Origin of the sequence: Candidatus Microbacterium colombiense, from assembly GCA_029203165.1 — a bacterium.
GTDB classification, from domain to species: domain Bacteria; phylum Actinomycetota; class Actinomycetes; order Actinomycetales; family Microbacteriaceae; genus Microbacterium; species Microbacterium colombiense.
This window is the reverse complement of the sequence record CP119308.1, coordinates 2429154-2445907: the sequence shown is the minus strand read 5'-3', so window position 1 is coordinate 2445907 and position 16754 is coordinate 2429154. Positions and strand designations below refer to the sequence as shown.

The following is a 16754-nucleotide window of genomic DNA, read 5'->3' as shown; positions in this document are numbered from 1 at the left end:
AGCACGAGGCCTCGTCACCCTACCGGGGGGTAAGGCACAGGGGTCTCGTCTGCACCGGCTTCGTCCTCGAATCCGGGGGGTAGTGAGGGGAAGTCCACGACGGTGGCGTTCGGTTGACGACGGAGCGCCACCGTCGCTCCGTCCGGAGCGCATCGGCGCCCGCGGGGAGATGATGGAGTCGACGACACATCATCTGCGAGAGGACCGATCATGGCGAAGCATTGGGTGGCCGACGCCGCCGGTACCCCGGAATCGTGGCGATACGTCGATCACGACCTCGCCCTGCCGGGACCGGGCGAGGTCACGATCCGGGTGCATGCGTGTGGTGTGAATCCCGCGGATGCGAAGCACGTCGCCTCACCACGGGCCGGGGTGGAGTTCCCGGTACCGATCGGATACGAGGTGTCGGGCGAGCTCGTCGCACTCGGTGCGGACACGGCCATCGGGTCCGGCCCCGCCGACGTCGGCGACGAGGTCATCGCCTTCCGCGTGCGCGGCGGGTACGCCACCGAACTCACGGTGCCGGCCGAGAAGGTGTTCGCCAAACCGAGCACGCTCACCCATCCGGAGGCCGCGAACCTGCTTCTGGTGGGAACGACAGCCGCCGAGATGCTCGCGGTGACCGGCTCGTCCCCGGGGGAGACGATTCTGCTGCACGGCGCCTCGGGTGCGGTCGGGGTCAGCGTGCTCCAACAGGCTCGGCTCCGGGGCATCCGCGTGATCGGTACTGCGAGCGAAGGGCGTCTCGACGAGGTCCGCCGGTTCGGCGGTGTCCCCGTCACGTACGGCGCCGGGCTCGCGGATCATGTACGGGCGGTGGCTGCCGGACCGATCGCCGCGGCACTCGACGCCGTCGGCACGGACGAGGCGATCGACGTGTCGCTCGCGCTCGTCGCGGACCGTGCACGGATCGTCACGATCGCGGCGTTCGGTCGCGCTACAGCCGACGGCATCCTCGCGATCGCCGGCTCGATGCCCGCCAGCGCCCGTTTCCGTGATGACGTGCGCGGAGAGCTCACCGCCCTCGCTGAGAGCGGCGATCTCCTCGTACCAGTCGTCCGCACCTATCCACTCGCGGAGGCGGTGGAGGCGCATCGTTTCCTGGCGACCGGTCATCCCGGCGGCAAGCTCGCGCTGGTTCCCGCCGGGTGACCGATCGGCTCAGTCGATCTCGCGCATCGCAGAGGTGACGACGACCACATCGTCGCCGAACTCGGCATTCGCGGCATCCTGGATCGTGCCGTCATCCCAGGCGACCTGGAGCCAGACGTAGCCGCGTTCCGTCCACACCGTGAGCGCATCGGCGCCGAGACGGCTCGCGATGTCGTCCTGGATCTTCGTGAGCTCGGCCTCGTCGGTCTTGCCGTCGACACCACCGACCGGATCGTCCAGTCGGATGGGGTCGTACAACGCGAGCATGATGGGCGGATCGGTGTTGGTGTACCGGTCTCCGTCGAAGGTGCCGTAGACGGCGTACGTTCCCCAGGTCACATCACCGCTGGTCTCGCTGCCGTCGACGCCGTCCCACGTCCAGTCATCCAGTGGGATGCCGCTGCACTGCGGCGGATACGACTCCGCGACGGCGCCGAGGCAGAGCTGCACATCGCCCCCGACATCCAGCACCGTTCCGGTCGCGATCACGCGCCCGCTCGGGAGTCCGGGCTGTGCCGTCTCCAGGAGCTGATCCGACGAGACCGTCGTGCTGGTCGGCGCAGGGGAGCCCCCCGGCCCCGTCGCGCACGCGCTCAGCGCGAGAAGGCCGGCGATGGATGCCGAGGCGAGGACCAGGCGTCGCTGCGATGTACTCATGACTGAGAGTGTCACTCGCGAGCGGATCGTCTCACCGTCGTCGAATCGGTTCCGGCTTCCCTGCTACCATGACCACATGCCTTTCGGCGGACTGCTTCTTCTTAGCTGCCGCGACGAGTCCTAAAAGCTAGGGCCTTCCTCGTCGCGGCGCTTGTGTTGGCCCGTTTACCCTGACGAAGAGAAGAAGCCCCATCATGCAGAACACTCAACGCCCGTCGACGATGCCGATCCACAAGTACCGGCCGTTCCACGAGCAGATCGCCGTCCACCTGCCGGACCGCACATGGCCGGACGCCAGGATCACCGAGGCGCCGCGCTGGTGTGCCGTCGATCTCCGCGACGGCAACCAGGCCCTGATCGATCCGATGTCGCCCGAGCGCAAGCGCGTCATGTTCGAGCTGCTCGTGAGCATGGGCTACAAGGAGATCGAGGTCGGCTTCCCCTCGGCGAGCCAGACCGACTTCGACTTCGTCCGTCAGCTCATCGAAGAGAACCTGATCCCGGACGACGTGACGATCCAGGTGCTGACCCAGGCGCGCGAGCACCTCATCGAGCGCACCTACGAGTCGATCGCCGGAGCCAAGCAGGCGATCGTGCACCTCTACAACTCCACGAGCGTGCTGCAGCGCGAGGTCGTGTTCCGCACCGGCAAGCAGGGCATCATCGACATCGCGCTCGAAGGTGCGCGCCTGTGCCGGAAGTTCGAGAAGACGATTCCCGACACGGACGTCTACTACGAGTACTCGCCCGAGAGCTACACCGGCACGGAGCTGGAGTTCGCGGTCGACATCTGCAACCAGGTGATCGAGGTCTTCGAGCCCACGCCCGATCGCAAGGTGATCATCAACCTGCCCGCGACCGTCGAGATGGCGTCGCCGAACGTCTACGCCGATTCGATCGAGTGGATGAGCCGTCACCTCGCCCACCGCGAGAACGTGATCCTGTCGCTGCATCCGCACAACGACCGCGGCACCGCGATCGCCGCGGCCGAGCTCGGCTACATGGCCGGCGCGGATCGCATCGAGGGCTGCCTGTTCGGCAACGGTGAGCGCACCGGCAACGTCGACATCGTCGCGCTGGGCATCAACCTGTTCACGCAGGGGATCGACCCGCAGATCGACTTCAGCGACATCGACCAGGTCAAGCGCACGGTCGAGTACTGCAACCAGCTGCCGGTGCCAGAGCGCAGCCCCTGGGCGGGGGACCTGGTCTTCACCGCGTTCAGCGGATCGCACCAGGACGCGATCAAGAAGGGCTTCGAGGCCATGGCCGTCAAAGCCGAGGCGCAGGGCGTGACGGTCGACGACATCGAGTGGGCGGTGCCCTACCTGCCCGTGGACCCGAAGGATCTCGGCCGCTCGTACGAGGCCGTCATCCGCGTCAACTCGCAGTCCGGCAAGGGCGGCGTCGCCTATCTGCTGAAGGCCGACCACGCGATCGACCTGCCGCGCAAACTGCAGATCGAGTTCTCCGGAGTCGTTCAGGGCAAGACCGACGCCGAGGGCGGCGAGGTGACGAGTGAGCAGATCTGGTCGACGTTCAACGACGAGTACCTGCCGGCGACGGATGCCGCTGCCAAGTGGGGCCGCTTCGAGCTGCTCGCCACGCAGACGCGCAGTGACATGTCCGGCGACGTCGTGCTCGACGTGGTGCTGCGCGATGACGATCAGCAGGTCTCGGTCTCCGGCAACGGCAACGGCCCGGTCGCGGCGTTCGTCGAGGTGCTGCGCGGTCAGGGCTTCGACATCACCGTGTACGACTACGTGGAGCACGCTCTCAGCGCCGGTGGCGATGCGCAGGCTGCGGCCTACGTCGAGCTGCAGGTCGGGGACCAGCGTCTCTGGGGTGTCGGTATCGACGGCGACATCTCGACGGCATCGCTCAAGGCGATCGTGTCGGGCGTGAACCGCTCGATCCGCACGCGTCAGCAGGAGCTCGCAGCCGTCTGAGCGCAGCCGATTCGGCACCTGTCGTCGCTTCCCGGTCTCGGTGGCGACGACAGGTGCCGACTCGGCACGGCGTGCGGACGGCTAGAGGTCGGCGCTGGGCTTCACGATCGCGATGGCGCCTGTCTCGGCTGCGACCTTTCGCCGATAGAGGCGACGCTGCTCCGGCAGGGACACGTCGAAGCTGACGGCGAGCACGCGGATCACCGCGGTCACCACGATGCCGATCACCGCCGCGAGGGGGATGGGCATGCCGAGCACGTTCGCCGTCGAGATGAAGACGCAACCCGCGCCCGCCGCGACCGCGTAGAGCGAACCGACATGCATGATCGATGTCGGCAGCCCCATCAGCATGTCTCTCAGCACGCCACCGCCGACGGCCGCGCACACCCCGATGAAGACGGCGGGCACCGGAGGGATGCCGAACGCGATCGCCTTGCTCGTGCCGAAGGCGCCGAACATGCCGATGACCACGGCATCCAGCACCACGATCACGGTGTTGAGCCGGTTGAAGATTCCGGCCAGCAACATTCCGAGAAGAGCCGCCCCTGTCGCAGTGAGCAGATACCAGTTGCTCTGCAGTGTGGCGGGCGTCTGGCCGAGCAGGATGTCGCGGATCAGACCGCCGCCCATGCCGATCATGATGCCGATGATCGCGACGCCCAGCCAATCCAGGCGGCGTTGGCCCTGGAATCCGGAGGCGAACATCGCGCCCTGCACTCCGCCGAGGCCGACGCCGAGCAGGTCCGCCCAGAGCGGAATGGTGAAGAGCGGTTCGGTCACGCCTCTATTGTCGCGCACGGAGGATAATCGAACAGTGCCCACGTACCGAGATGAAGCGGTGATCCTGCGCACTCACAAACTCGGTGAGGCGGATCGCATCGTCATCATGCTCTCGCGGCGGCACGGCAAGCTGCGGGCGGTGGCCAAGGGTGTGCGGCGCACCTCGTCGAAGTTCGGTTCGCGGCTCGAGCCCTTCATGGTCGCCGACGTGCAGCTGTATCAGGGGCGAACACTCGACATCGTGCAGCAGGCCGAGTCGCTCGGGTCGTACGGATCCGAGATCGCCGCCCACTACGACCGCTACACCGCGGCGAACGCGATGGTCGAGACCGCCGATCGGCTGAGCGACTCCGAAGCCACGCCGGAACAGTACCTGCTGCTCGTCGGCGGGTTGCGTGCGTTGTCGCGCGGCGAACACGTGCCGCGCAGCATCCTCGACTCGTACCTCCTCCGTGTCATGGCGCTGTCGGGATGGGCGCCGTCTCTCGACGACTGTGCACGGTGTGGCACTCCGGGGCCGCACACACGGTTCGTCGCACAACTGGGCGGGGTGATCTGCAGCGCGTGCGCGCCGGCAGGAAGCCCGCGCGTCGCCGAGAAGACCTTGGCTCTGCTGCGCTCGCTGATCGCGGGGGAGTGGGATGCCGTCGACGCCGCACTGCACGCCGATACCGCGGCGGCATCCGGGCTCGTCTCCGCCTACGCTCAGTGGCACCTGGAGCGCGGCATCCGTTCGCTCGCCCATGTGTCAGACATCCCTTCCGAAGGAGCACGGTGAGTCCGAAGCCGTACACGCACAAAGACGCCGTCGCGTACCGCCCGCTGGACTGGACCGGGGTGTATCCGCCGAGCTTTCCCGCGGTGCCGGAGCACGTCGCGGTCGTCATGGACGGCAACGGGCGCTGGGCCAACCGGCGGGGCCTCAACCGCATCGAAGGGCACAAGGCCGGTGAGGAGGTGCTGCTCGACGTCGTCGCCGGCGCGATCCAGGCCGGAGTCAAGCACCTGTCGGTGTACGCGTTCTCGACCGAGAACTGGGCGCGCTCTCCCGAGGAGGTCCGCTTCCTCATGGGGTACAACCGCGACGTGCTGCACAGGCGCCGCGATCAGCTCAACGAGTGGGGCGTGCGCGTGCGGTGGGCGGGGCGTAAGCCGCGGCTGTGGGGCAGTGTCATCAAGGAGCTCCAGCACGCCGAGCAGCTGACGCGCGGCAATGACGTGCTGACCCTCACGATGTGCGTGAACTACGGCGGCCGTGTCGAGCTCGTCGATGCGATGCGTGCGATCGCGGCCGATGTCGCCGCCGGACGCGTGAAGCCGAATGCGATCACCGAGAAGATGATCCGCCGCAACCTCTACGTACCCGACATGCCCGATGTGGACCTGTTCCTGCGCAGCTCGGGGGAGCAGCGCACCTCCAACTTCCTGCTCTGGGAATCCGCGTACGCCGAGATGGTGTTCCTCGACACGCTCTGGCCGGACTTCTCGCGGGAGGAGCTCTGGCGTGCGATCAGCGTCTATCTGTCCCGAGACCGGCGCTTCGGCGGCGCGATCGACGTGCCGGACGCCCCGGCCTGAGCGCGCAGCCAGCGCTCCGTCTGGCGCGGATGACGCAGCCGCACGATCGTGAGGTGGGGGAAGCGTTCGGTGTACTCCGGCATCCGCTCCTCCCAGTTGTGCAGTGTCTTGGTCTGCCACGCCAGGATGTTCTCGTCGGGGTCGCCTGACCACATCTGCCAGATCGGCCTCTCGACATTGTCGTTCCACAGGCGCGTGCGCAGGATGCTTCGTCTCAGCGTGCGGCGCAGGAGCCGTGTACGGACCACGCGGTAGGGGTAGTCGAGCCAGATGACGACCTGTGCGCGCGGAGTCAGGATCTCGTCCGTGCCCTTGCTGGTGTACTGCCACTCCGTGACCCAGCGGTCCTCGGCGGCGAACGCGCGTACGTCGTCGAGGAAGTCGGGGCGTGGCGTCCAGTTCGGTCCGTGGAACAGGCCGTCGATCTCGACGTGACGCAGCTCCCACATCTCACCGATACGGCCCGCGAGTGTGGTCTTGCCCGAGCCGGTGACCCCGGCCACCAACACCCGCACCTGCTGCCGGGGCAGGGGATCGTCCGCGCTGAGCATCCGACGAGCCTAGCCGCCAAGCCGCCTGCGCACGGCGACTCGTTCATAACTCCTCAAAACCTTCGTCACATCAGGCCGGAAAGCGCTTTCGACCCGTTCCGGCCCCCGTTTCTCCGGAGTTATGGACAGGCGCGGATGCCGCAGGGCTGAGCCGAGGGCGGAATAGCTCATAGGTGCGTGCGGTTGGATCATGGTGTGAGCCAACCCATCTCGATTGACATCTGGTCCGACATCGCCTGCCCCTGGTGCTACATCGGCAAGCGCAACCTGGAGAAGGGTCTCGAAGCCGTCGCCGGCGATGACGACGCCCCGGAGGTCACGGTCACCTTCCACTCGTTCGAGCTCTCGCCCGACACTCCCGTCGACTTCGACGGTGACGAGATCGACTTCCTCGCCGGACACAAGGGCATGCCCCGCGATCAGGTGGAGCAGATGCTGTCCAACGTCACCGGTGTCGCGCAGAACGCGGGTCTCGAGTACCGCTTCGACCTGCTGCAGCACACCAACACGGTGAAGGCGCACGAGCTTCTCCACTTCGCGAAGGCGGAAGGCGTGCAGCACGCGATGGAGGAGCGTCTGATGTCGGCGTACTTCACGGAGGGCAAGCACGTCGGTCGCATCGATGACCTGGTCGAGCTGGCGGCGGAGGTCGGGCTCGATGCCGACCGTGCCCGCGAGGCGCTCGAGTCGTCGCGCCACCTCCCCGATGTCCGCCAGGACCAGGACCAGGCCCGCGCCTACGGGATCCAGGGCGTGCCGTTCTTCGTGATCGACGGTCAGTACGGCATCAGTGGCGCGCAGCCGCCCGCCGCGTTCGAGAACGTGCTCCGCGACCTCTGGGCCAAGCGTGACGAAGCCGCTGAGGAGTCCGCCGCCGTCTGAGCGCGACCTGACGCACGAAGCCCCTCCGGACAGTCGACAGTCGGGAGGGGCTTTCGTTTCGTTCAGGACGTTCAGCGGGTCAGTGCGCTTTCGATCGCGTCGACGATCTCGGGGGCGTCCGGCTTCTGCTTCGGGCGGAAACGTCGCACCTCGCCATCAGGCAGCACCAGGAACTTCTCGAAGTTCCACTCCACGCGACCTGCCTTGCCTCCGGCATCGGGCGTCTGCTTGAGCGCCTTGTAGAGGTCGGTGGCGTTCTTGCCGTTGACCTTCACCTTGTCGTTGATCGGGAAGCTCACGCCGTAGGTCGTCGAGCAGAACTCGAGGATCTCGTCCATCGACCCCGGCTCCTGACCGAAGAACTGATTGCACGGGAATCCGACGACGGTGAAGCCCCGGTCGCCGTAAAGGCGCTGGAGTCCTTCGAGCTGCTCGTACTGAGGGGTGAGCCCGCACTTCGACGCCACATTGACCACGAGCACGACGTCGGCGCCCAGATCGTCCAACGTCTTCGTCTCTCCCTGCGCATCGGTGAACGGGATGGAACGGAGCGCGGAATCGGTCATAGCTCACAGCTTAGGTCGATGCGGCACCCGAGGCTCTGCGTCTGGGAGAATGGAAGCGACATGACTCTCGCCACCTCTTCCGCACGCACGCTTCGCATCGGTCCGATCGACCTAGACGTGCCGGTCGTCCTCGCGCCCATGGCGGGGATCACGAACACCGCCTTCCGTCGACTCTGCCGTGAGTACGGTGCAGGGCTCTACGTCAGCGAGATGATCACCTCGCGCGCGCTCGTCGAACGCAATGAGACCACGATGCGTCTGATCCGGCATCACGAGTCGGAGACGCCGCGCTCGATCCAGCTCTACGGCGTCGACCCGAAGACGATCGCCGACGCGGTGCGCATCATCGTCGCCGAGGATCACGCCGACCACATCGACCTCAACTTCGGATGCCCGGTGCCCAAGGTCACCCGCAAGGGCGGGGGAGCGGCCCTCCCGTGGAAGAGTTCGCTGTTCGCCGACATCGTCACGCAGGCCGTGAAGGCCGCCGGCGACATCCCTCTCACGGTCAAGATGCGCAAGGGCATCGATCGTGACCACCTCACCTTCCTCGACGCAGGGCGCGCTGCCGAGGACGCCGGAGTGGCCGCCATCGCGCTGCATGCGCGCACGGCAGGTGAGTACTACTCCGGGCACGCCGACTGGAACGCGATCGGTGAGCTCAAGCAGGCTGTCACGAGCATCCCGGTGCTCGGCAACGGAGACATCTGGTCGGCGGGCGACGCCGTGCGCATGATGGCGCAGACCGACTGCGACGGCGTCGTCGTCGGCCGTGGATGCCTCGGTCGCCCCTGGCTCTTCGGCGAGCTGGCCACGGCGTTCGGCGGCGAGGGCAAGACCGTCGATGCGACACTCGGCTTCGTCGCAGACGCCTTCAAGCGGCACGCAGAACTGCTCGTCGAATTCTTCGAGGACGAGGATCGCGGGTGCCGCGACATCCGCAAGCACGTGTCCTGGTACTTCAAGGGCTATCCGGTCGGTGGCGACATCCGCACCGGCCTCGCCACGTCATCGAGCCTCGCCGAGATCGATGAGCTGCTCAGCCAGCTCGACCACTCCGCTCCCTACCCCGGCGCTGATGCCGAGGGACAGCGCGGCCGCGCGGGGCATGCCAAGCGCACGGCACTGCCGGACAAGTGGTTGGAGTCGCGTGAGATCGCGGCGTCGGCATCCGAGATGATGCGAGGGGCGGAGATCGAGAACAGTGGTGGTTGAGTCCTCTTCCGGCCCGAGGGCCGCGCGCACCGACGGCTACGATCCGCGTGACGCCGAGCGCTTCATCACCGAGACCCATCGTTCGGAGCGGAACGACTTCGCCCGCGATCGCGCGCGTGTGCTGCACTCGGCGGCACTGCGTCGTCTCGCGGCCAAGACGCAGGTGCTCAGCCCGGCGAGCACCGCGGACTTCGCCCGCAACCGTCTGACGCACTCGCTCGAGGTCGCTCAGGTCGGTCGTGAACTCGCGACGGCTCTCGGCGTGTCCGCCGACGTGGTCGACACGGCATGCCTCAGCCATGATCTGGGGCACCCGCCGTTCGGGCACAACGGCGAACGCGCACTCAACGAATGGGCCGAGAACATCGGCGGCTTCGAGGGGAACGCCCAATCTCTCCGCATCCTCACCCGGCTCGAGGCGAAGGTGCTCGACGGGGATGATCACTCGGTCGGTCTGAACCTCACCCGGGCCAGCCTCGACGCGACCTGCAAGTACCCCTGGACCGTCGACAGCCCGGTGCCCGATCCGGGAGGACGCTTGAAGTTCGGTGTCTATCCCGAGGACGAGGCCGTGTTCCGGTGGATGCGCGAAGGCGCGCCCGGCCGTCGACGCTGCATCGAGGCCGAGATCATGGATCTCTCCGACGACATCGCTTACTCCGTGCACGACTTCGAGGATGCGATCGTCAACGGTTACGTCGACGTGGCCCAGCTCGCCGATCCGCGCGAGCACGACGCGCTCGTCAGCCGGATCCAGCAGTGGGTCGGCTACGACTTCACGCGGGATGAACTCGCCGATGCGCTCTACCGCCTGGCCACGCAGTCGATGTGGCTGGAGTCGTTCGACCGCTCGCGCCGCGATCTCGCGCGTCTGAAGAACCTGACCAGCGACCTGATCGGGCGATTCGCCCGCGCAGCGGTGTCGGCGACGCGTGAGGCCTACGCCGGCCCCGCCCTCGTGCGGTATAACGCGCACGTGGTGGTGCCGCGCGTGATCGAGGTCGAGATCGCCGTGCTCAAGGGCATCATGGGGCAGGCCATCGTCACGATCGACGCGCGCAAGGGCGTGTACAAGGAACAGCGTCGGGTGCTCAAGCGCCTGGCCGACGTGCTGTGGTCGACCGACGGACTGTGGTCGGCGGGGGCCGACGTGCTCGAACCGGCGTTCGCCGCCGATTTCATCGATGCGACGACCGACGCCGAGCGCGCGCGGGTGATCGTCGACCAGATCGCGAGCCTGACCGACCAGAGCGCGGTCGACTGGCACAACCGCCTCGTGGGTGAGATCGATCCGGCCGAGGTCGGGATCTGGACCCCGCGCAACGCGCGGCACGCCCGCCCGGGCGCGCGGGGGAATGCCGAGAGGCAGGCTGTGGTCGAAGGGGTGAGCTGATGCCGCGGATCCGCCAGGCCGACGTCGACGAGGTCAAAGCACGAACGAACATCGCCGATATCGTGGGCGAGCGGGTGGCCCTGAAATCCGCCGGTGTCGGCTCGCTCAAGGGGCTGTGCCCCTTCCACGACGAGAAGAGCCCGAGCTTCCACGTTCGACAGCAGGTGGGTTATTACCACTGCTTCGGCTGCGGTGAGTCGGGCGATGTGTACTCCTTCCTGCGGGAGATGGATCACGTCAGCTTCACGGAGGCCGTCGAGCGTCTCGCCGGTCGTATCGGTTACACGCTGCACTATGAGGACGGTGGGGCAGCACCCGAGACCAGCGGACGCAGCCGGTTGTATGCCGCGAACACGGCGGCGGCGGAGTTCTTCCGCGCGCAGTTGCTCTCGCCCGATGCGGAAGCAGGGCGACGTTTCCTGGGCGAGCGCGGATTCGACGCTGGGGCAGCCGCGCACTTCGGTGTCGGGTTCGCGCCGCGGGGCTGGGACGGCATGCTCAAGGCGCTCACGGCGCAGGGGTTCACGCGAGATGAACTCAGCGGTGCCGGTCTCGTCTCCACCGGTCAGCGCGGGGTGTACGACCGTTTCCGCGGGCGTCTCGTGTGGCCGATCCGCGACGTGTCCGGCCAGACGATCGGCTTCGGCGCTCGCAAGCTCTTCGATGACGATCAGGGACCCAAGTACCTGAACACCCCCGAGACATTGATCTACAAGAAGGCCCAGGTGCTCTACGGGCTCGATCTCGCCAAGCGCGACATCGCCCGGGGGGACCCCCGTCGTGTGGTGGTCGTCGAGGGGTACACCGATGTGATGGCCTGTCATCTGGCCGGCCTCACGACGGCGATCGCGACCTGTGGCACGGCGTTCGGAACCGACCACATCAAGGTGCTGCGGCGGGTCATGGGCGACGACAACGCCTCGGGCGAGGTCGTGTTCACGTTCGACGGCGATGAGGCCGGGCAGAAGGCGGCGTTGCGCGCATTCACGGAGGACGACCGATTCAACGCCCAGACCTTCGTCGCTGTGGCGCCTGACAACATGGACCCCTGCGATCTACGGCTGCGGCGCGGAGACGCCGCTGTTCGTGCGCTGATGGACTCCAAGGTGCCGATGTTCGAGTTCGCGATCGATCGCAAGCTCGCGGGCTTCGATCTCTCCACCGTCGAGGGGCGGGTGGGGTCGCTGCGTGCTGCGGCTCCGATCGTGGCTGAGATCAGGGACCGTCTGCTGCGTCCGGGCTATGAGCGCGTACTGGCGCGACGTCTCGGCATGGATCCGACCGAGGTCCACACCGAGGTGGAGCGATCTGCGCGCGGTGAGGCGGCTCCCGCGCCGGTGCGCCGCATGCCCGAATCCGGGGACGGGGCCAACGGGGCTCCTGGCGTGGCCCCCGTGACGTTGGCCGGACTGCCGCGTACGCCGGACATGGCGGTGGAGCGGGACGCCCTCATGGGGGCGCTCCAGTACGGTCACCAGGTGGATCAGGAGCTGTTGAACCGTGCACTGTCCAGCCCGTTCCGTACGCCCGGCCTGGACGCCGTGCGAGAAGCCGTGGCCGCGGCTCCCGATCGCACCAGGGCGGGCTGGGTGACCGATGCGGTGAACGCCGTGCGCGAGCCGTATCGCTCGCTCGGGGGAGAGCTCCTCATGACGCCGTTCCCGGCGCGCGATGAGGAGGGCGCGGTGGCATCGGCGACGGATCTCGCGAGAAGGCTTATCCTCCGCCAGCTCGAGCGGGAGAAGCAGGAGCTGCTCGGCGCATTGCAGCGGGTGCCCGCGGATTCCGACGGCGGACGTGCGTTGGGTCTTCGGCTGCGCGACATCAGCATCGAGCGTCAGCGCTTCACCGAGTCGTAACCCGATAGGCGGTGGCCTGCACGGCAGGATGGGAACATGTCACGCCGGCCGGAATCCTCTCTCGCGATCGAGTGCTCCGATCTGGTCATCGACCGCATCGGGCACGGACTTCCGACGCGCGCCGTCGACGGTGTGACGTTCTCGCTCGCTCCGGGCGGGCTGATCTGCGTCGCCGGGCCCACAGGATCAGGCAAGTCGACCCTGGTGGCCGCGCTTGCAGGGTCGACGGACCCGTCGGTGCGAGTCGTCGGCGGGCGGGCGCACGTGTGTGGCGTCGATGTGCGCCGCCCCGGGCGTAAGCACCGCATCCTGACCTACCGCACCGGATTCGTGCCACAGGGCGCGGGTGGAGATCTCCCTCCGCGCCTCACAGTGAACGAGGTCATCGCGGAGCCCATCCTCATCCGCGAGAAGCGAGTGAACTCCAAGGCACTGTCGATCCGTGTCGCGACCCTTCTCGACGAGCTGCATCTTCCGCTGGGCACCGCGGCGAAGTTCCCGTATGAGCTCAGCGCCGGCATGCGGCAGCGTGTCGCGATCGCCCGCTCGTTCATCCTCGAGCCGCAGGTGCTGATCGCCGACGAGCCACTGGCCAACCTCGATCTCGAGGTGCGCCCGGTCGTGTTCGACGCCATCACGCGCCGCCGCAAGGAACAGGGCATGGCGGCGTTGCTCGTCACGAACGACGCCGATTTCATCCGCGAGCTGAACGCCGAGACACTCATGCTGCGTGCGGGGCACGTGGTGGCCCGCGGTGTCGGCAAGGACCTGCTCTGGGTGCCCAACGCGGAAGCCGATTCGCAGCGCTGACGGCGACACGCCCGACGAGCACGGAAGCGTGCCCCGTGTCACGGAGACGGTGCGGAGTTTGCTAAGCTTGTCGAGTTGCCCGCGCAGCGGTGCACATTCCTCGGTAGCTCAATTGGCAGAGCAGCCGGCTGTTAACCGGCAGGTTCTTGGTTCGAGTCCAAGCCGGGGAGCCAATACCCCTGGAGCTTCACGAAGCTCCAGGGGTTTCCTTTTTCTCCCTATGCATCGCGCGTTGTGGTCGCGTCAGAAGAGAACACAGAAGGCCCCGTCGCAGTGACGGGGCCTTCTGCGTTCGATCGTCTCAGATCAGCGTGCGGAGTCCTTGAGCGATCCGGTGACGGGACCGGCCGGGTCGAGGATCACACACTGGATGATGCGGTCGTTGAGCTGCTCCCACGTGTCCTTGGTCGGCGTGATGGGGTAGACCTGCAGAGCGGACTCCTCATTGGCGATGCCGACGAACTCGGTGAACGGGTCGCCGATGCACTCGTAGCTCGCGGCGTCGATGTCCTCTTCCGAGAAGTCGCCGTCGGGCATCGTGATCTCGTAGTAGACCTCTTCGTCGTGCTCCTTGTCGCAGGGCACGACGTCGGCGTTCTCGAGCAGACCGTCCGGGCTCTCGAGCTTGCAGTCGCCGACCTTCAGCGCGAAGATGCCGATGTTCGCATCGTCGGTCACCTGACCGGTCTCCTCGTCACGGTCGGCATCAGCCGTTCCGCCGCCGAGGATGCTGCTGATCGCGCTGCATCCGCTGAGCGCGACGGTGAGTGCGAGAGCCGATCCGGCCAGCACCAGCGCGCGACGCTTACGCATCTTCATCATGGTTGTTCCCCTCCAGAGCCTTGGTGTGCGGGTATTCCAGAATCCCGCCTCGAAAACGCTAGTCCTCGGAGAGTCTGTGATGCAACTCGACAACTGCTATGCATCCGCTGACAGAGGCGGATGGGTGGGGATGCGGCGCGTCAGCCTTCGAGGTCGTCGACTCCGGGCATCCAACTCGCACCGGGGCGGCCCCAACCGCGCTTGCGGGAGATCTTCTGAACGGTCTTCCAATCACCGTCCGACAGCCGGTCGACATAGAGGATGCCGTCGAGGTGATCGAACTCGTGCTGCATGATGCGCGCACGCCAGCCCTCGACATCGATCACCACGGGCGCTCCGTCGAGATCCGTCGCGGTGACGTGCACGCGCTCGGAGCGACGGAGAGGGAACCGCTCGCCGGGGAAGGACAGACATCCTTCAGACTCCAGGTCGGGGTCGGGCTCGCCGGGCTCGAGCGGTGTGATCCACAGCTCCGGATTGATGAGGACCCCGCGCCACGGCTGGTCGTCATCGTCGACGTAGGAATAGGTGTAGATGCGCAGGGGCACACCCACCTGGGGTGCGGCGAGACCGACTCCGGGGGCTGCATCCATGGTCTCGAACATGTCGGCGACGAGGGTGCGGATCTCGTCGGTGATCTCGTCGACAGGGGAAGCGGGGGAGTGCAGGACGGTGTCGCCCATGATGCGAATCGGAAGTACAGCCACGTCACAACCCTACTGTGCGGGATGTGCCGGGTAGGGTCTTAGTGTGAGCGCAGGGGTGTGGATGAACGCGGCAGAAGACGTCGGGGATCAGCTCGTCGGCGCATTCCAGAATCCTGGTCTGCTGCTCGGCATCCCACTCGCACTGGCCGGCGCCGTGTTCATGTCTCTCGGGGCGCAGTATCAGCACCGCGGCGTGGAGAAGGTCGAGCGCCTCAGCGGCGCTGCAGGAACGGCCGGGCTCAGCCTCACGCAGATCAAGGGCCTGCTGACGCGCCCGTCCTGGCTGCTCGGCACGCTCATGCTCGGACTCGCGATCGTCTGTCAGCTCGCCGCCCTGGTGAAGGCCCCGCTGATCGTCGTACAGCCGCTCGGCGCGATCGCGCTCGTGATCACGACCCTGCTCAACGCGCGCATCTCCGGTCATTCGCCTACGAAGCAGTCCATCACCGCGATCGTCTGCTGTGTGGGCGGCATCTTCCTGTTCGTCTTCTTCGCGGCGATCTTCGCGACCGAGCAGGACATCACCGACCGCGAGCTCTTCGTCATCCTCGCGATCCTGCTGGTCGTGATCATCATCCTGGGCGCATGCTGGCTCATCCTCCGGCATCGCATGCGTGCGCTGTTCTACGTGATCGGCGCCGGCATCCTCTACGGCTTCGTCGCCACGCTCGCGAAGGTCGTCATCAAGCGCATCGAGGCCGGACACTTCGAGTGGATCACCGCGGTCTGCGTGCTGGCGCTCGTGGCCGCGTCCGCGGTCGGCGCCTACTTCGTGCAGACCGCCTACAGCTCGGGCCCGCCCGACCTCGTGATCGCCGGTCTGACGGTCGTCGACCCGCTCATCGCGGTGCTCATCGGAATGGTGATCCTCGGGGAGGCCTCTGCCGCGCCGCCGTGGGTGCTGGTGATCTTCGGAGTCGCCGGTGCGATCGCCGTGTGGGGTGTGGTGGGCCTCGCGCGCTATCACCCGCAGGTGCTCAGCGACAGCCAGGATCTCGGCATCACCCGGGGCAGCGACGGCTCGACGCCATCGAACGCCCCGGGCGAACCGACTCAGTAGGCCGGATCGATCAGATCGGGCGAGACCTCGGATGCGGCGGCTTCATCGACGAAGAAGACCGTTCGCTTCCGGCCCTTCGCGCCCGCCGCCGGAACGCTCGTGTAGCTGGCGCCTGCGAGTGCCAGGCCGAGTGCTGACGCCTTATCCGCTCCCGTCACGACCAACCACACCCGCTTGGATGAGTTGAGCACGGGACGGGTGAGCGTGACACGCTCGGGCGGAGGCTTCGGCGAGTCCCGCACGGCGAGGGCCGCCACGTCGGTGACGGTGACCTCCTCGCGGTCGGGGAACAGCGAGGCGATGTGCCCGTCCGGCCCGACGCCGAGGAAGCAGACGGCGAACGACGGCCACGCATGCTCCGAGGTGGCGAAGCGCGCGAGCTCCGCGGCGTAGGCGGCTGCGGACTCATCGAGAGTGAGGCCCGTGTCCGGCCCCGCGACCTCGTGCACGTTCTCCGCGGGAACCGCGATGTGATCCAGGAGGGCCTGCCGGGACTGCAGCGAGTTGCGGTCGGCATCGTCTCGCGGAACGAAACGCTCATCGCCCCACCAGAAATGCACGAGGGACCAATCGATCGCCGAGGACCTCGGGTTCTCGGCGACGGCCCCGAGCACTGCTCCGCCCATGGAACCGCCCGTGAGGGCGATATGCGCGATGCGGCCGTTGCGTGTGCGCGCACGGACACGAGTGAGGAATCGCTCGGCCACGCTGGCGGCGAGGGCTGCCGGGGTGGCCTCGACCACGACCCGCTTCTCTGCGGATGGTGCCTGCAT

The 16754-nt window shown here is 67.1% G+C and carries 17 protein-coding genes and 1 tRNA gene; 11 read left to right on the top strand and 7 right to left on the bottom strand.

Annotated features, from left to right (window positions below; genetic code table 11):
• Positions 1 to 210 precede the first annotated feature (210 nt).
• Positions 211 to 1152, top strand: coding sequence for an NADP-dependent oxidoreductase (locus tag P0Y60_11855; GenBank protein ID WEK60031.1), 942 nt, complete (start codon positions 211 to 213; stop codon positions 1150 to 1152).
• 9 nt (positions 1153 to 1161) lie between these two features.
• On the opposite strand, the gene P0Y60_11850 is transcribed toward P0Y60_11855, so the two are convergent.
• Positions 1162 to 1809, bottom strand: a complete 648-nt coding sequence (locus tag P0Y60_11850) for a hypothetical protein (protein ID WEK60030.1) — start codon at positions 1807 to 1809, stop codon at positions 1162 to 1164.
• Positions 1810 to 2003: 194 nt separating this feature from the next.
• On the opposite strand from P0Y60_11850, the gene leuA reads away from it, so the two are divergent.
• Positions 2004 to 3758: a 2-isopropylmalate synthase gene (gene leuA, locus P0Y60_11845; GenBank protein WEK60029.1), complete on the top strand. Its 1755-nt coding sequence runs from the start codon at positions 2004 to 2006 to the stop codon at positions 3756 to 3758.
• Between the two features lie 81 nt (positions 3759 to 3839).
• Here leuA and P0Y60_11840 read toward each other — a convergent pair whose 3' ends face one another.
• Positions 3840 to 4538 carry a TRIC cation channel family protein gene (locus P0Y60_11840; protein ID WEK60028.1) on the bottom strand — a complete coding sequence of 233 codons (699 nt, stop codon included), beginning with the start codon at positions 4536 to 4538 and terminating at the stop codon, positions 3840 to 3842.
• Between the two features lie 34 nt (positions 4539 to 4572).
• Between P0Y60_11840 and recO the strand changes: the two genes are divergently transcribed.
• Together recO and P0Y60_11830 are read left to right on the top strand one after the other, a co-directional pair.
• A complete protein-coding gene (recO, locus tag P0Y60_11835) occupies positions 4573 to 5316 on the top strand; it encodes a DNA repair protein RecO (protein ID WEK60027.1) in 744 nt (247 codons plus the stop codon).
• On the top strand, positions 5313 to 6116 hold the full coding sequence (locus P0Y60_11830; GenBank protein WEK60026.1) for an isoprenyl transferase: 804 nt from the start codon (positions 5313 to 5315) through the stop codon (positions 6114 to 6116). The genes recO and P0Y60_11830 overlap by 4 nt, the downstream gene beginning before the upstream one ends.
• Here P0Y60_11830 and P0Y60_11825 read toward each other — a convergent pair.
• A complete protein-coding gene (locus P0Y60_11825) occupies positions 6056 to 6667 on the bottom strand; it encodes an AAA family ATPase (protein WEK60025.1) in 612 nt (203 codons plus the stop codon). The two genes, P0Y60_11830 and P0Y60_11825, sit on opposite strands and share 61 nt — an antisense overlap.
• 195 nt (positions 6668 to 6862) lie before the next feature.
• Between P0Y60_11825 and P0Y60_11820 the strand changes: the two genes are divergently transcribed.
• Positions 6863 to 7549: a DsbA family oxidoreductase gene (locus P0Y60_11820; GenBank protein ID WEK60024.1), complete on the top strand. Its 687-nt coding sequence runs from the start codon at positions 6863 to 6865 to the stop codon at positions 7547 to 7549.
• Between the two features lie 71 nt (positions 7550 to 7620).
• Here P0Y60_11820 and P0Y60_11815 read toward each other — a convergent pair whose 3' ends face one another.
• Positions 7621 to 8115 (bottom strand): glutathione peroxidase, encoded by a 495-nt coding sequence (locus tag P0Y60_11815; GenBank protein WEK60023.1) that lies wholly within the window; start codon positions 8113 to 8115, stop codon positions 7621 to 7623.
• A gap of 60 nt (positions 8116 to 8175) precedes the next feature.
• On the opposite strand from P0Y60_11815, the gene dusB reads away from it, so the two are divergent.
• The 5 genes from dusB (at position 8176) to P0Y60_11790 (ending at position 13565) form a co-directional block, all read left to right on the top strand.
• Entirely contained in the window at positions 8176 to 9330 is a 1155-nt protein-coding gene (gene dusB / locus P0Y60_11810) for a tRNA dihydrouridine synthase DusB (protein ID WEK60022.1), read from the top strand.
• Complete coding sequence (locus tag P0Y60_11805; protein WEK60021.1) at positions 9323 to 10723, top strand: deoxyguanosinetriphosphate triphosphohydrolase; 1401 nt, start codon at positions 9323 to 9325, stop codon at positions 10721 to 10723. The genes dusB and P0Y60_11805 overlap by 8 nt, the downstream gene beginning before the upstream one ends.
• On the top strand, positions 10723 to 12582 hold the full coding sequence (gene dnaG, locus P0Y60_11800; protein ID WEK60020.1) for a DNA primase: 1860 nt from the start codon (positions 10723 to 10725) through the stop codon (positions 12580 to 12582). Before P0Y60_11805 ends, dnaG begins: the two co-directional genes overlap by 1 nt.
• A 36-nt stretch (positions 12583 to 12618) precedes the next feature.
• Positions 12619 to 13392 (top strand): ATP-binding cassette domain-containing protein, encoded by a 774-nt coding sequence (locus P0Y60_11795; GenBank protein ID WEK60019.1) that lies wholly within the window; start codon positions 12619 to 12621, stop codon positions 13390 to 13392.
• Between the two features lie 97 nt (positions 13393 to 13489).
• Positions 13490 to 13565 (top strand) — tRNA-Asn (locus tag P0Y60_11790).
• A gap of 133 nt (positions 13566 to 13698) precedes the next feature.
• Here the strand turns inward: P0Y60_11790 and P0Y60_11785 are convergent.
• Positions 13699 to 14214, bottom strand: a complete 516-nt coding sequence (locus P0Y60_11785) for a hypothetical protein (GenBank protein ID WEK60018.1) — start codon at positions 14212 to 14214, stop codon at positions 13699 to 13701.
• 140 nt (positions 14215 to 14354) lie between these two features.
• On the bottom strand, positions 14355 to 14921 hold the full coding sequence (gene def, locus P0Y60_11780) for a peptide deformylase (protein WEK60017.1): 567 nt from the start codon (positions 14919 to 14921) through the stop codon (positions 14355 to 14357).
• Between the two features lie 61 nt (positions 14922 to 14982).
• On the opposite strand from def, the gene P0Y60_11775 reads away from it, so the two are divergent.
• Positions 14983 to 15981, top strand: a complete 999-nt coding sequence (locus tag P0Y60_11775) for a DMT family transporter (protein WEK62911.1) — start codon at positions 14983 to 14985, stop codon at positions 15979 to 15981.
• On the opposite strand, the gene pgl is transcribed toward P0Y60_11775, so the two are convergent.
• Complete coding sequence (pgl, locus tag P0Y60_11770) at positions 15975 to 16754, bottom strand: 6-phosphogluconolactonase (protein WEK60016.1); 780 nt, start codon at positions 16752 to 16754, stop codon at positions 15975 to 15977. The two genes, P0Y60_11775 and pgl, sit on opposite strands and share 7 nt — an antisense overlap.